Annotated in this window: 10 protein-coding genes and 2 pseudogenes; 7 read left to right on the top strand and 5 right to left on the bottom strand. The window is 63.7% G+C overall.

Annotation, left to right across the window (positions count from 1 at the left end; all coding sequences use genetic code 11):
• Positions 1-7: 7 nt before the first annotated feature.
• Positions 8-625, top strand: a complete 618-nt coding sequence (locus ABIF91_RS03665) for a hypothetical protein (protein WP_244430025.1) — start codon at positions 8-10, stop codon at positions 623-625.
• Here the strand turns inward: ABIF91_RS03665 and ABIF91_RS03660 are convergent.
• Entirely contained in the window at positions 615-863 is a 249-nt protein-coding gene (locus ABIF91_RS03660) for a hypothetical protein (RefSeq protein ID WP_424578762.1), read from the bottom strand. The two genes, ABIF91_RS03665 and ABIF91_RS03660, sit on opposite strands and share 11 nt — an antisense overlap.
• A 114-nt stretch (positions 864-977) precedes the next feature.
• Entirely contained in the window at positions 978-1,721 is a 744-nt protein-coding gene (locus ABIF91_RS03655; protein WP_035674790.1) for an SDR family NAD(P)-dependent oxidoreductase, read from the bottom strand.
• A gap of 141 nt (positions 1,722-1,862) precedes the next feature.
• On the opposite strand from ABIF91_RS03655, the gene ABIF91_RS03650 reads away from it, so the two are divergent.
• Together ABIF91_RS03650 and ABIF91_RS03645 are read left to right on the top strand one after the other, a co-directional pair.
• On the top strand, positions 1,863-2,633 hold the full coding sequence (locus ABIF91_RS03650) for a methyltransferase domain-containing protein (protein WP_028180385.1): 771 nt from the start codon (positions 1,863-1,865) through the stop codon (positions 2,631-2,633).
• 199 nt (positions 2,634-2,832) lie between these two features.
• Positions 2,833-3,688: pseudogene (locus ABIF91_RS03645) on the top strand (DctP family TRAP transporter solute-binding subunit); the annotation flags it as partial.
• 69 nt (positions 3,689-3,757) lie between these two features.
• On the opposite strand, the gene istB reads toward ABIF91_RS03645, so the two are convergent.
• Positions 3,758-4,525: an IS21-like element IS1631 family helper ATPase IstB gene (gene istB / locus ABIF91_RS03640; RefSeq protein WP_038952109.1), complete on the bottom strand. Its 768-nt coding sequence runs from the start codon at positions 4,523-4,525 to the stop codon at positions 3,758-3,760.
• Positions 4,526-4,529: 4 nt separating this feature from the next.
• The gene (gene istA / locus ABIF91_RS03635) at positions 4,530-6,287 is read right to left on the bottom strand and encodes an IS21-like element IS1631 family transposase (protein ID WP_100214066.1); all 1,758 of its coding nucleotides are present in this window, start codon (positions 6,285-6,287) and stop codon (positions 4,530-4,532) included.
• 334 nt (positions 6,288-6,621) lie between these two features.
• Between istA and ABIF91_RS03630 the strand changes: the two are divergent.
• The 4 genes and pseudogenes from ABIF91_RS03630 to ABIF91_RS03615 all read left to right on the top strand — a co-directional run.
• Positions 6,622-7,179, top strand: a pseudogene (locus ABIF91_RS03630) (TRAP transporter small permease); the annotation flags it as partial.
• A 219-nt stretch (positions 7,180-7,398) separates the two neighbouring features.
• Positions 7,399-8,679, top strand: coding sequence for a TRAP transporter large permease subunit (locus ABIF91_RS03625; RefSeq protein WP_035718011.1), 1,281 nt, complete (start codon positions 7,399-7,401; stop codon positions 8,677-8,679).
• Positions 8,680-8,842: 163 nt separating this feature from the next.
• A complete protein-coding gene (locus ABIF91_RS03620; RefSeq protein ID WP_028179376.1) occupies positions 8,843-10,000 on the top strand; it encodes a GGDEF domain-containing protein in 1,158 nt (385 codons plus the stop codon).
• 122 nt (positions 10,001-10,122) lie between these two features.
• The gene (locus tag ABIF91_RS03615) at positions 10,123-12,051 is read left to right on the top strand and encodes an alkyl/aryl-sulfatase (RefSeq protein ID WP_424578761.1); all 1,929 of its coding nucleotides are present in this window, start codon (positions 10,123-10,125) and stop codon (positions 12,049-12,051) included.
• A 163-nt stretch (positions 12,052-12,214) separates the two neighbouring features.
• Here the strand turns inward: ABIF91_RS03615 and ABIF91_RS03610 are convergent, their stop codons facing one another.
• Positions 12,215-13,285 (bottom strand): glycosyltransferase family 4 protein, encoded by a 1,071-nt coding sequence (locus ABIF91_RS03610; RefSeq protein ID WP_028179374.1) that lies wholly within the window; start codon positions 13,283-13,285, stop codon positions 12,215-12,217.
• Positions 13,286-13,439 lie beyond the last annotated feature (154 nt).

The raw sequence follows: 13,439 nt of genomic DNA, 5'->3' as shown, positions 1-13,439 counted from the left end.
AAACGAGATGATCAATCCAAAGTTGGCGATGGCAGTCACCAGCAGCTTGGCGATGCTGCTTTTGGCTGGACCGGACGCGCAGGCGCAGCAGGACAACCAGTCGATCCTGCAGGCGAGCGCGACGACCCAGGCGGGCAGCCAGAAGCATTCAAGTCGAGATAAGCAAGCGGGAAAACCTGGGCAGCTTCACACCAGCAAGCGCAACCCCGCGAACGAGGGAGCGCTGGCTCAGATGACCAAACCTGAGGCCGCCAGGAAGTCACATCGGCTGATCTTGCAGGTCAATTCCAACGAACCTGCGATGATGAACCTCACACTCAACAATGCGACCAACGTCGCGCAATACTTCCGCGATCTCGGTGAACCAGTGTCGATCGAGGTCGTCACCTTTGGTCCCGGGCTTCACATGCTGCGCGATGACACCTCGCCTGTAAAGCCGCGCATCGAGGTCCTCGCGATGGGCCATCCGGAAATCTCCTTCAAGGCTTGCGGCAATACGCAGGAAAACATGCGTAAGGCGGAGAACAAGGACATAAGTCTGATTCCGCAGGCCACGGTTGTCAAATCCGGTGTCGTCCGCGTCATGGAGTTGCAGGAACAGGGCTGGAGCTACGTCAAACCGTGAGATCGGGCGCCAAAGCGGGCACCGCATGCGTTTCGCCGGCCGAGTGGATTCCGATGCTGACGATGCGGCCCCGTTTGCGTTCGATCATCCGCGGCAACAGCGCATGCGCGATGCGGCCATAGCCCGTGAAGTCCAGCGCGAGCGGGCGGCTGCCGCCGTCATTGTTAACGAAGATGTCGACGTGGCCGAACTCCCTCAGCGCGAAGGCGGCCGTGTTTTCAGCGGCAACCTCGGCCATCACGTCCTGCTCGAAGGGCGTGATCAATTCGCCGCACACCCTGCGCCAGTTCGGCGGGCAGATCGCTCCGTCGCGCGACGCGGACGACGTGCGCGCCTTGGGGCATCTGCCTGCCTAAAACTGATATCTCCGCAAACCCCCATCCACCGGGATCACCGTGCCCGTGATGTAGCGCGCCACCGGCGAGGCCAGGAACACCACGAGGGCCGCGAGGTCCTCCGGCTCGCCCCAATAGCCGACCGGGATTTCCTCTTCCGCAAAGCGCTCGCGATAATCCGGCGCGTAGTTGCGGCGGATCTGTTCGCTCATGATGCGGCCCGGCGGGATGCAGTTGATGGTGATGCCGTGCGCGCCGATCTCGCGCGACAGGCCCTTGGCCCAGGCGTGCACGGCGGCCTTGGCGGCGAAGGCGGCGTTGAGGCCTTCCGGCTCGGACTTGCCGGTAATGTTGACGATGCGGCCCCATTTGCGTTCGATCATCTGCGGCAGCAGCGCATGCGCGATGCGGCGATAGCTGGTGAAGTTCAGCGCGATCGCCTCGTCCCACTTGCTGTCGGGCGCATCGACGGGGAGGGGACGGCTGCCGCCGGCATTGTTGACGAGGATGTCGACATGGCCGAGCTCCTTCAGCGCGAAGGCCGCAATGTTCTCGGCGGCGTCCTTGGCCATCACGTCCTGCTCGAACGGCGTGATCAATCCGCCGCCGACTTCTTTCGCCAGCTCGGCCAGCAGGTCGGTGCGGCGCGCCACGCCGATGACGCGCACGCCTTCCGCCGCCAGGCCCTTGGCGATGGCGCGGCCGATGCCGATGCTCGCGCCGGTGACGACAGCGGTTTTCGATTTGAGCCCGAGGTCCATGGTCGCACGCTCTCTTGGTTGCTTTGCGTTTTGCTGTTCGTTTCCTGCCCCGTCCCGCGTGCGGCGATTTGCCGAACCGAGACGAGCAGTGGTAACCAAGGGCTTCGGCGAAGGAAACACGAAAAAGAAAAGGCTGACGCGATGGTCTGGGACCCGCAGCAATATCTGAAGTTCTCCGGCCATCGGCTCCGGCCCGCGGTCGACCTCCTGATGCGGATTCCGGATCTTGCCCCGCGCGCGATCGCCGATCTCGGCGCCGGCGCCGGCAACGTGACGAAGCTGATCAGGGAGCGCTGGCCGGATGCGCGCGTGACCGGTGTCGAGGGCTCGGCCGAGATGGTCGCTGCGGGGCGGAAGGCCGCGCCGGACGTGGAATGGTCACATGAGGATCTCGGCCATTGGAGTCCCGCCGGGCAGTACGACCTGATCTATTCCAATGCCGCACTGCACTGGCTGCCCGATCATGCGGCACTGTTTCCGTCGCTGATGGAGAAGGTGGCGCGTGGGGGCATCTTAGCGGTGCAGATGCCGCGCAACTTCACCGCGCCTTCGCATGTGCTGATCGGCGAGACCGCGCTGGATGGTCCGTGGCGGTCCAAGGTGGAGCATCTCGTCACCCCGCCGCCGGTCGAGGGACCGGCCTTCTATCACGATCTGCTCGCGCCGATGTCGGCCAATATCGACATCTGGGAGACCGAATATCTGCAGGTGCTCGAGGGCGAGAACCCCGTGAAGGAATGGACCAAGGGGACCTGGCTGACACGCTATCTCGACGTCCTGCAAGGCGAGGAGAAGATCGCGTTCGAAGCCGCCTACGGGATGCGCGTCGCAAAGGCCTATCCGAAGAATGCTGCGGGGCAGACGCTGTTCCCGTTCCGGCGCCTCTTCATGGTCGCCCAGCGCAAAGGCTGATTGCACTGCCGCATTGCGGCACAAGCGCTCGTTCCCTTTGGACGCGCGCCGACACCGGGTTGCGCATGCAGCGGTCCTCAAGTTAGCTTGGCTGCGGCAAACAGGGGCTTGGGTCCAGTTGTTCGGGTAGCGGATTGCTGCCAGGACCGACCTGAAAAACAAGAAGAACCCGGTTTCCGAGTTGTTGGGAGGTACGTTCATGCGCACGCTGCTTGCCGCGGTCGCCGCCGCGGCTGTTCTCTTGGCTCCCGCCATCGCCCAAGCCCAGAGTCCCGTCGTTATCAAGTTCAGCCACGTGGTCGCCAACGACACCCCGAAGGGCAAGGGCGCGCTGAAATTCAAGGAGCTCGCCGAGAAATACACCGACGGCAAGGTCAAGGTCGAAGTCTACCCGAACTCCACGCTCTACAAGGACAAGGAGGAGATCGAGGCGCTGCAGCTCGGCTCGGTGCAGATGCTTGCGCCCTCGACGGCGAAATTCGCGCCGCTCGGCATCAAGGAGTTCGAGGCGCTCGACCTGCCCTGGCTGTTCAGGGACGACCAGACCTATGCCAGCGCGATGAAGGGCACGATCGGCAAGTGGCTGTTCCAGAAGCTCGAGGCCAAGGGCATCACCGGGCTCGCCTATTGGGACAACGGCTTCCACATGCTGTCCGCCAACCGTCCCCTGATGAAGCCGACCGATTTTCAGGGGCTGAAATTCCGCATCTCCGGATCGAAGGTCGCCGACCAGTATCTCCACATCATGGGCTCGATCCCGCAGATCATGGCGTTCTCGGAAGTTTACCAGGCCTTGCAGACCGGCGTGGTTGACGGCTGCGAGAACACGGCGTCAAACTACCTCACGCAGAAGTTCTACGAGGTGCAGAAGGACATCACCGTATCCTATCACGCGCATCTGCAATATGCTGTCATCGTCAATTCGAAGTTCTGGTCAGGTCTTCCGCCCGATATCCGCACCAAGCTGGACTAGGCGATGGCGGAGGCGACCGACTACACCAACTCGATCGCGCGGCAGGAGAACGAGGACGCGCTGGCCGAGATCAAGACCCCGCGGGTCACTTCAAATTCCTCCGGGTGTGGTCAGTCAAATTCCTCCACCCGCGAGGCAGGACAAGGGACTGTTAGTTTGAGTTTGTTTCCCGGGCAAGAGCTTCAGCGGCTTCTTTGAGCCGATAGCTGCGTCCGTCGAACTCAAGCAGATGGCAATGATGCATAAGGCGATCGAGGATCGTCGTGCTCATAGTGTTGTCCCCAAGGTATGCCCCCCAATCCTGCACGACGCGATTGGAGGTGACGATGACGCTGCGGCGCAGTTTGTAACGCTGATGGATCAGGGTCTGCAGCAAAGTGCCGGCGTCGTCGGGGATGGCGCGTGCGAGGAATAGATCGTCCAGCACGAGGAGATCGCAGTCGATGATGGTTCGCAGCCGGACCTCGCGTTGTGCCGGAGAGTTCAGGGCGTAGCGGTGGAAGAAGTCGTCGGTCTCAAGATACTGGACCTTGTGGCTTTGCAGGATCGCCTGATAGGCAATCGCCTTGGCGATGTGCGACTTCCCGGTGCCAGGTTTGCCAACAAGCAGAGCGTTCTCGCCAGCGGCAATGAACGCCAGGGTGTGGAGCTGGAAGCAGGTCTGACGTGGCAGTTTGGGATTGAAGGACCAGTCGAACTCGGCGAGCGTCAGCTTTTCGTCGAGCCCGGATTGCTGGTATCGCCGCTCGATAAGACGGGACTGACGACGGTCCAGTTCATCCTGCAGGATAAGGGAGAAGGTCTCGAGGAAGGGCTGGTTGGCGCCCTGCGCCTGGAGCACGCGCGTCTGCAGCGTGTCGCGGACACCCGACAGGCGCAGCTGTCGTAGGCAACGCTCAATTTCCGGCATGGTCATCATGTGGCTAGGTCTCCAGTTTAAGGTGAGAAGGTGCAGCGGGAGCGCTCGTGGCGCCGGAGTTGGCCGGGGTTGCGCAGGCGACACGAGCGCGGATTGCCGTGGCGTGATCGTCGTGAGCCTCGGCCTGCCGACCATTGTCGTCGGCGTCGCGCCGCACAGCGCGGCTGAAGAGGTCGCCGTATTCCGCGGGGGTACGGATCAGCGGATGATCCTGGGTGAGCGGCGATGCCGGCTGTGGCGTCACTCCAACCTGCTCGATCGCCTGTTCGAACAACCGCTCGACGGTCGCACGCACGTGCTTGTAGCGGTAGATGCGGTTGTCGATGGCGTGCGCGCAGGCCTGCTCGACCAGCCGCGCCGGATACTTCCGGCCCAGCCCGACAATGCCCCACATCGCGCGCTGTCCGGGGCGCCCTTCGGTGTCGAACACCTGCTGGCACAAGGCCCTGGTCTGCGGTCCGATGCGCTCGGCGCTCGCCAGCAGCACGGCGGTTTGCCGCGACGGGTTGAACGGCCGTTCGCTGGTCGGCAGGACGACAGAACCGGGGTGCGCCATCCGGGAATGAACACGCAGCAGCGCACGGGTGTGGCGATCACGGATCTCGATCGTGGTGGTGTAGATGCGCACGACGACCTGGCTGCCGATCGGCGCGGGCCGCGCGGCGTAATAGCTGTTGTCGACGCGTACGGTGGTGTCGTCGCAGACAGTCCGGACGACTTCGGTGAAGATGCGGAAGGGAGCGACAGGCAGCGGCCGCAGGTGCGGCTTCTCTTCCTGGAACATCGCCTCGACCTGACGGCGCGTGCTGCCGTGGATGCGTTTGGAAGCCCAGTTCTCCTCCCAGTGCCTCAAGAACTCGTTTTGCGCCTCCAGCGTCTCGAAGCGCCGTCCGGCCAGCGCAGTGCCCTGGGTATGTTGAATCGCATTCTCGACGCATCCTTTCCGATTTGGATCGGCCACGCGCGCGGGATCGGCGACCACGGCGTAATGAGCCAGCATCGCGCTGTAAATCGGGTTGAGCTGGGGCTCGTACAAATCCGGCTTGAGGACGCCTTCCTTCAGGTTGTCGAGCACGACATAGCTGGGGACCCCGCCAAAATACCGGAACGCCTCTTCGTGGAGCTGCGCCCAGACTTGTTGGCTGGACTTCCAGACTACCCGCCGGAAGCTGCGCCGCGAGTAGCGTAGCGTCATCACGAACAGGCGGGGACGACGGTACCGCCCGCTCTTCGGATCAACCGTCGGCGCGCCCTCGCCATAGTCGACCTGAGCTTCCTCGCCGGGGAGGAACTCAAGACGATCAAACTGCTCAGGATCAGCGTGCCGCAACCGGCGCACAAACCGCTTGACACTCTGGTAGCTGGACGGAAAGCCAAATTGATCAACCAGGTCCTGGTAAATCGCCTGCGCGTTCCGCTTCAGCCGGACCTGTTCTTCGATCCACGTCCGATGCGCTTCGCAAGCCGAACGGGCCAGGCTGCTGGTGACCGTCGCTTCCGATGTCCCAAAAGCCGGTGGTCGGGGTGGAGGAATTTGGCCGTCCGCGCTCACCGAGCCGGTGGTCACTTCCCCGGGGGAATTTGCCTCCGCACCGGCCCGCAGCGCCTGATAACGCCGGATCGTCTTGCGATCGACACCCGTCAGCCGGTGAATCTCGCGCTGGCTGGTGTTGCGATCAAGTAATGTAAGTACGGTGCTTTGCAGATGTCGCTTCAAGACGTTCAACTCCCCGGCCCCTTGCTGGCTAAAGGGGTCGAACATAAACGTCCTGCCTGACCGGCTACTGCTGTTCAGCGGCGCTGACGGCGATCATCAGGTGGGGGAGTTTCAAGTGACCATACCCGGGGGATTTTGACCGACCCACGGGGATCAAGAAGACGGGGAAGACCAATCTGCATTATCTCACCGACGCCGACCGCAAGGCCTGGCAGGAGGCGATGCAGCCGACGTATAAATGGGCAAAGGGGCGGGTTGGGCAGGAGGTGCTCGATCTCCTCGCCAAGGAACTCGACGTCAAGATGAACTGACGGGCTGCGCCCTAATAAGAACAATACCAACGGTCGGGAGTGATCGCACTCCCGGCCGTTGCGCTTGAATGATCCAATCCGGGGGGACCAAGTTGCTGCGCGCGCTGAATCGTTTTCTCGATCATCTCGAGGAGTGGCTGATCGCGACGATGATCGCGGCTGCGACATCGCTCATCTTCGTCGCCGTGCTGCATCGCTACGGTGCCGGGTTGTCGATCGACATCGCCAAATGGGCGGAAGCGCGAAATCTCGCCTTCCTTGCCGTGCCGGCGCGAGCGGTGTTCGTGTGGCTTGCCGCGCTCGACCTGTCCTGGGCACAGGAACTCTGCATCTACATGTTCATCTGGATGGCGAAGTTCGGTGCCGCCTACGGCGTGCGCACGGGCATCCATGTCGGCGTCGATGTGCTCGTCAACCAGCTTCCCGGCGGATCGCGCCGGCGCGTCATCACTTTCGGTCTTCTGTGCGGCGCGCTTTTCACCGCCATCGTCGGCTATTTCGGAGCCGCCTTCGTCGGCCACATGTGGCAGAGCGGCCAGCAATCCAACGATCTCGAAGCGCCGATGTGGATGGTCTATCTCACGATCCCGCTCGGCTCCGGCCTGATGTGCTTCCGCTTCCTGCAGGTCGCCTGGTCGTTCTATCGCACCGGCGAGCTGCCGCATCACGACATGGCGGGCGTCGAGGGTGTCGAGGCGGATCCGGTGCATCCGGCGCCGGTCACGCCCAGCCAGGTCGTCCGCGACGAGCGCAGCCCGCTCGGCTGGATCCTGATGCTGCTGCCGGTCCTGATCGTCGCGATCTGCTTCGCCCATGCAGGCCATCTCATCACGCTGCCGCAGGGCGTGCGCGTCGCCATCGTGTTCGCGCTGCTGCTCTCGCTGATGCTGACAGGCATGCCGATCTCGATCGCGCTGGGTCTGACCGTGCTCAGCTTCATGTTCACGCTGACCGACGTGCGGACCGAATCGGTGGCGCTGAAGCTGTTCACCGGCATCGAGAATTTCGAGATCATGGCGATCCCGTTCTTCATCCTCGCCGGCAATTTCCTGACCCATGGCGGCGTGGCGCGGCGGATGATCACCTTCGCAACCTCGCTGGTGGGCCATTGGTACGGCGGTCTGGCTCTGTCGGGCGTGGTCGCCTGCGCGTTGTTCGCCGCCATCTCCGGCTCCTCGCCGGCAACCGTCGTGGCGATCGGCTCGGTGATCCTTCCCGCCATGGTCGCGCAAGGCTTTCCGAAGCGGTTCGGCGCGGGCGTGATCACGACGTCGGGCTCGCTCGGCATTCTCATCCCGCCGTCGATCCCGATGGTGCTCTACGCCGTGTCCACCAACAGCTCGGTCGGCAAGCTGTTCATCGCCGGCATCGTGCCGGGGCTTGCGCTCGCCTCGCTGCTCGGCGCAACCACGTTCTATCGGGCCTGGCGCAACGACTATCCGCGGATGCCGAAAGCCACCTTCCTCGAGCGTCTCGATGCATTCCGCAAGTCGATCTGGGGCATCCTGCTGATCGTGATCGTGATCGGCGGCATCTATAGCGGCCTGTTCACGCCGACTGAAGCTGCCGCCGTCAGCGCGGTCTATGCCTTCATCGTGGCCGTGTTCATCTACAAGGACCTGAGGCTGCGCGACGTGCCGCGCGTGCTGCTGTCGTCGGCGAATCTCTCCGCGATGCTGCTCTACATCATCACCAACGCCGTGCTGTTCTCGTTCCTGATGACCTACGAGAACGTGCCGCAGGCGCTGGCGCAATGGATGATCGACCAGGGCCTGGGGTGGATCGGCTTCCTCCTGCTCGTCAACCTGCTGCTGCTGATGGCGGGCAACGTGATGGAGCCGTCCTCCATCATCCTGATCATGGCGCCGATCCTGTTTCCGGTCGCGATCAAGCTCGGCATCGATCCGATCCATTTCGGCATCCTGATGACGGTCAACATGGAGGTCGGGCTGTGCCATCCGCCGGTCGGCCTCAACCTCTATGTCGCCTCCGGCATCGCCAAGATGGGCATCACCGAGCTGACGGTCGCGGTGTGGCCGTGGCTGCTGACGATGCTGGGATTCCTCGTGGTGGTGACGTATTGGCCCGGCCTGTCGCTCTGGCTGCCTCGCTTGCTGGGCATGTAGCCGCCGCGTGGTGGGGACGGAGACGATGAGCATGCGTCTCCGTCCGTCCTGGGGCGAGACATGGCTAATGCGCGGTAAATCCGCACGCTCAAATGCGATCCTTGAGTAGCGAACGCATCTTTACGGGTCTTCGGTAGATAAATGCCAGTGGATGGGAGCTGGCATGTTCTTCAACAGAATGGAATCCGGACCGGCGTCGATTTCGGACGCCGTCCATTTGGAAGTCATCACGGGCCTTCACGGCACGATGATGCCCACCATTCTCGCGGCCGCCTGCCAGGCGATGGTCGGCGCCATCACGATCTACGAGACCGGTGACATGATGACGGCCGGCCTGACGGTCGCCGGCGTGCTGGTGGCGATTGTCCGTCTTGTCGAGATATTTGCATTCCGCCGCCGCCTCGCGGCTCCGCCGCGGCTCGGCCGGGCCGAGGCCGTGCGCTGGGAACGGCGCTATATTGCCGGCACCGTTGTAACGGCCCTCGTGCTCGGCGTGTTCGCCGCGCGCAGCATCGTGCTGGGCGATGCGCTCTGCTGCGTGATGGCGGTCGGCATCGGCTTCGGCTTCGGCGCCGGCGTGGTGGCGCGGCTGGCGCTGCGTCCCGCTGCGGCGCTGCTCGATCTCGCCGCGATCGCCGCGCCTGCCGCGATCGTGAGCTTCATGCAGCCCGATCTCCGCCATGTCGGGCTCGGTCTCCTCATTCTGATGTACGTGGTCGCGAGCTTCGAGATGGTTCGGCTCAGCTTCAACGCCTCGATCAGCCAGATCACGCTCAAGCGCCAGTTCGAGCAGCTCGCGCGCTCCGACCCGATGACCGGCGTGTCCAATCGTTCGGTGCTGGCAAGGGATCTGCCCGTGATGCTGTCGGCCGGGATGGTTGCCGTCCATACGCTGGATCTCGACCGCTTCAAGGAAGCGAACGATCGGTTCGGCCACCCCGCCGGCGATGCGCTGCTGAAGCAGGTCGCCGGGCGGCTCAAGGCGCTGGCCGGGCCTGACGACCTCGTGATCCGCATGGGCGGCGACGAGTTCGTCCTGGTGCAGCGCGCCGCGTCCGACGCGGAGGCGATGGCACGGCGGATCGTGCAATCGATCGGCACGCCATACGAGGTTGACGGACAAGTGATCGAGCTCGGTGCGAGCGTCGGCGTTGCCGTCGCCCCGGACGACGGCCGAACCGCAGAGGCGCTGTTGTCGCGCTCGGACAAGGCGCTTTATCGGGCCAAGCAGAATCGTGGCGGCTACGTGCTCGCCAGCGAGCTGCGGATGGCGGACAACGCCACGGCATCGCGCCAAGCCGTTGAAGGCGTCGCTGCCTAGCCCATGCACCCTCTCCTCGCGGGGAAGGGAGAAGGCATCTCGCTCCATTTCCTTCGTCTCCTCCAATGGCAATCGACCGCAAGATGCGGTTAGATGCCGTGCATCAGGCGGGGAGGAGCAACATGACGGAATCCAGCAGTGAGCCAAAGGACGCATCGCCGTCCGTCATCGCTCGGCACGAGGCCATGTTCAACGCACTGCCGTTTTCCGACACGCGCGACTTCGATGACGCCGCGCGCGGCTTTCTCGGCACGATCGAGAACGCGGCGATCACGAATCCGCAAGGGCGGACGGTCTGGAGCCTCGAGCCCTATGGCTTCCTGTCCGCCGAGCAGGCACCGCACACGGTCAATCCGAGCCTGTGGCGGCAGTCGCGCCTCAACATGCAGCACGGCCTGTTCGAGGTCGTGCCCGGCGTCTACCAGGTGCGGGGGCTCGACATCGCCAACATGACGCTGATCGAGGGCGACAGCGGCGCCATCGTCGTGGACACGCTGACCTCGATCGAAGGCGCCCGCGCCGCGCTCGATCTCTATTTCAAGCACCGCGGCACGCGGCCGGTCGCGGCGATCATCTTCACCCATACCCACACCGACCATTGCGGCGGCGCGCGCGGCGTGCTGGCGGAGGATGTGCTCGCTACTGGCAGCGTGCCGATCATCGCGCCGAACCTGTTCATGGAGCACGCCGTCTCCGAGAACATCATCGCAGGACCTGCGATGCTGCGCCGGGCGCAGTACCAGTTCGGACCCCTTCTCGCCAAGGGCGTGCGCGGGCAGGTCGATTGCGGCCTCGGCAAGTCGATGGCGGCGGGCTCCGTCGCGCTGCTGCGGCCCACGGACCTGATCATGGCGACCGGCGATACGCGCGTGATCGACGGCGTCGCATTCGAATTCCAGATGGCGCCGAACAGCGAAGCGCCGGCGGAGATGCACTTCTTCGTCCCGCGCTACAGGCTGTTGAACCTCGCGGAGAACTGCACGCACAATTTCCACAATCTGTTGCCCTTCCGCGGCGCCGACGTGCGTGACGCGCTGGCCTGGTCGAAATATCTGGGCGAGGCTTTGCAGCTCTGGGACGGCAAGGCCGAGGCGATGTGCGGCCAGCACCATTGGCCGGTGTGGGGGGCTGAGCGCATCGGCACGATGATCCGGCAGCAGCGCGACCTCTACAAGTTCGCGCATGACCAGACCATCCGCCTGATGAACCACGGCCTGACCGCGGCCGAAATCGCCGAGACGATCCAGCTGCCGAAGAGCCTGGAAGGCGCCTGGCACGGCCGCGGCTATTACGGCCACATCCGGCACAATGTGAAGGCGATCTACCAGAAATATCTCGGCTGGTACGATGCCAATCCGGTCAATCTCGATCCGCTGCCGCCGGTCGAGTCGGGCAGGAAGTATGTCGAGTACATGGGCGGCGCGGACGCGATCCTGGCGCGGGCGCGCACCGATTTCGACAAGGGGGAGTTCCGTTTCGTCGCGCAGGTGCTCGGCCATCTCGTCTTTGCCGAGCCTGACAATGCGGCGGCGCGCGCACTCTTGGCCGATACGCTGGAGCAGCTCGGTTATGCCGCCGAGAGCGCGACCTGGCGCAACGCCTATCTGTTCGGCGCGCAGGAATTGCGCCAGGGCATGCCGAAGGTGCCGGCGCGTCCGCCGATGCCGCGGGAGACGCTGGCCGCGCTCCGCACTTCCCAGCTCTGGGACGTGCTCGGCATCCGCCTCAACGGTCCCAAGGCGGAAGGCAAGCACATCGTCCTGAACTGGCGATTTTCCGATACCGGCGAGACGTTCGTGCTCAATCTGGAGAATTGCGCGCTCACTTACACCGAGGGGGTGCAGGCGGAAAATGCGGACGCCAGCTTCACGCTGGCACGGTCGACGCTGGACGAGGTGATCGCGAAGCTGACGAGCTTTCCGGAAGCGGTCGCCGCCGGAAAGGTCAAGCTCGCGGGCAATCCGATGAAGCTCGCCGAGCTGATGGGACTGATGGACGAATTCCCGCGGATGTTCGAGATTGTCGAGCCGAAGCGGGCGGTGGTGGCATAGGGCGGTGCAGTTCGCCGCGCATGTGCCGTGATCCGTCCACCGCATATTCGCTGTCCTCGCCCGGCTTGACCGGGCGATCCAGTATTCCAGAGAATGCAGTGCTTGAACCGAAACGCCGTGGCGTACTGGATGCCCCGGAGTGTGCCTTTGGTGAGAGTGGCTCTTACTCCGCGCTGCTCACCAGCTTGATCCGCGGCGCCTGTGCCTCGGTCAGGCTGCGATAGGCCGCAAGATAATCCAGCGCCATGCGCCGTGCCGTGAAGCGGGTCTCGAACTGCTTGCGGATCGCGGCGCGGTCGAGTTGCGGCAGGCGTTTCACCACACCGGCGGCGCTGATCACGTCCTCGACGATGAAGCCGGTCAGCCCATCGTCGATGATCTCCGGAACCGAGCCGCGGTTGAAGGCGACCACCGGCGTCCCACAGGCCATGGATTCGATCATGACGAGGCCGAACGGCTCCGGCCAGTCGATCGGCAGCAGGAGGCCGAGCGCGCCGCTCAGGAAGTCCGACTTCTCGTGATCGCCGATCTCGCCGATGAACTCGACCAGCGGATTGTTCTCGATCATCGGCCGGATCAGCTCGTCGTAATAATCCTGGTCGGCGCGATCGACCTTGGCGGCGATCTTGAGCGGAATGCCGCAATGAGTCGCGATCTTGATGGCGCGGTCGACGCCTTTTTCCGGCGCGATGCGGCCGAGCACCGCGAGATATTCCTGTTTCGCCGGCTTCGGCGTCAGCAGATTCTCCGGCAGGCCGTGATGGATGGTCGTCACCCAGTTCGCCTGCGGCACCGGCCGCCGCTGCGCGTTGGAGATCGAGATGACGGGCATCTTGGAGAAGGTGTTGAAGACCGGCTGATGCTCCGGCAGGTCGAGCCGGCCGTGCAGCGTGGTCACGAATGGCGTCGGCTGCCGGTGGAACAGCGACCACGGATAATAGTCGAGATGGAAGTGGAGGAAGTCGAACTCCTCGTCGTCACATTTCTGCCGCACCCGCTCCAGCAGCACCATGTGCAGCGCATTGGGATCGCGCACGGAACCGTCGAGACGGAGCGCCTTCGGCCATAACGCGTCCAGCTTTGCCGAGGTCTGCGAGTCACCGCTGGCGAACAATGTTACGTCGTGTCCAAGGGCTACCAGCTCCTCCGTCAACCAATGCACCACCCGCTCGGTGCCGCCATACAGCTTGGGTGGAACAGCCTCCGTCAACGGAGCTACCTGCGCGATGCGCATCTCACCATCTCCTCTGCGATCATGAACGTTGAAAGCCCCCGTACATCGGCACCGGCTACGCCCAGCCAAGGGAACGTTCCCGCACCTGCGAAGTTCCTTCCTCCGAACGTTACATATTCGACACGTCGGGGGATCGTCGCGATGCTGCCACTAG

The sequence above is a fragment of the Bradyrhizobium sp. USDA 241 genome (assembly GCF_049739505.1).
Lineage (GTDB): Bacteria > Pseudomonadota > Alphaproteobacteria > Rhizobiales > Xanthobacteraceae > Bradyrhizobium > Bradyrhizobium liaoningense.
Note: the sequence above shows the minus strand (reverse complement) of the source record. Positions and strands in the feature narration are given on the sequence as shown.

Excerpts from the sequence above, each read along its gene's own strand:
- ABIF91_RS03665 (WP_244430025.1), top strand. The coding sequence starts at position 8 with ATGATCAATCCAAAGTTGGCGATGGCAGTCACCAGCAGCTTGGCGATG.
- ABIF91_RS03660 (WP_424578762.1), bottom strand. The coding sequence starts at position 863 with ATGGCCGAGGTTGCCGCTGAAAACACGGCCGCCTTCGCGCTGAGGGAG.
- ABIF91_RS03655 (WP_035674790.1), bottom strand. The coding sequence starts at position 1,721 with ATGGACCTCGGGCTCAAATCGAAAACCGCTGTCGTCACCGGCGCGAGC.
- ABIF91_RS03650 (WP_028180385.1), top strand. The coding sequence starts at position 1,863 with ATGGTCTGGGACCCGCAGCAATATCTGAAGTTCTCCGGCCATCGGCTC.
- istB (WP_038952109.1), bottom strand. The coding sequence starts at position 4,525 with ATGATGACCATGCCGGAAATTGAGCGTTGCCTACGACAGCTGCGCCTG.
- istA (WP_100214066.1), bottom strand. The coding sequence starts at position 6,287 with ATGTTCGACCCCTTTAGCCAGCAAGGGGCCGGGGAGTTGAACGTCTTG.
- ABIF91_RS03620 (WP_028179376.1), top strand. The coding sequence starts at position 8,843 with ATGTTCTTCAACAGAATGGAATCCGGACCGGCGTCGATTTCGGACGCC.
- ABIF91_RS03615 (WP_424578761.1), top strand. The coding sequence starts at position 10,123 with ATGACGGAATCCAGCAGTGAGCCAAAGGACGCATCGCCGTCCGTCATC.
- ABIF91_RS03610 (WP_028179374.1), bottom strand. The coding sequence starts at position 13,285 with ATGCGCATCGCGCAGGTAGCTCCGTTGACGGAGGCTGTTCCACCCAAG.